Source organism: Alcanivorax sp. HI0044, assembly GCF_001634945.1.
Genome location: NZ_LWEZ01000565.1, coordinates 1 through 624, shown reverse-complemented (window position 1 = coordinate 624; position 624 = coordinate 1). Strand labels below are relative to the sequence as shown.

2 protein-coding genes are annotated in these 624 nt (G+C 58.3%); one reads left to right on the top strand and one right to left on the bottom strand.

The genetic code is table 11. From position 1 onward, the window contains the following. Positions 1 to 234 (bottom strand): alpha/beta hydrolase (locus A3730_RS06815; RefSeq protein ID WP_369819047.1); only part of this gene is annotated, 234 nt, incomplete at its 3' end. 116 nt (positions 235 to 350) lie between these two features. Between A3730_RS06815 and A3730_RS06810 the strand changes: the two genes are divergently transcribed. Beyond that, positions 351 to 624, top strand: a 274-nt coding sequence (locus tag A3730_RS06810; protein WP_156501006.1) for a YhcB family protein, incomplete at its 3' end; no start/stop codon positions are given.

The window sequence follows — 624 nt, the reverse complement described above, 5'->3', positions numbered from 1 at the left end:
ACTATAGGCCCCCTGGCTTTCACCCACACCCCGGAAATTGAAGCGCACCACCACGGCCCCTTTATCCCGGGCCAGCCGAGCCAGGGTTGTCACCACCTTGTTGTCCATGGTGCCACCAAACAGGGGGTGGGGGTGGCAAACAATGGCCACAAACGGCGGCGTATCACTACCCTGTTCCACGACGACCTCCAGCTGCCCGGCTGGACCGGATAAGGTTTGCCGTTGTGCTGCCATTTTCTACTCCTATCGCATCCTGTTACGCCTTTCACCCTTGGCGGCTGAGCAGCTCTGTGCTGCAATAGCCTCAGCGTTATCGCCAGCGTCTTGGCGATACCTTACAGGAGTATGCCATGGATATGCTGACAACTGGGGTGCTGTGCTTTGCTGCCGGCGTGGTGGTAGGTGCAGGACTGCTTTTCTGGTTGTTACCGGCACGGCGGCAAGCCGGCCAACTGATTCGTGACCGTGACGAGGCCCGTCAGGCACTGAATCATTATCGGGACAAGGTAGACGATCATTTTCTGCAGACCGCTGATCTGGTCAACGATATGACCCAGGCGTATCGCTCCGTGCATGAGCATTTGTCCAAGGGCGCCCAGGTACTCTGCTCTGAAGTGGGCCGCA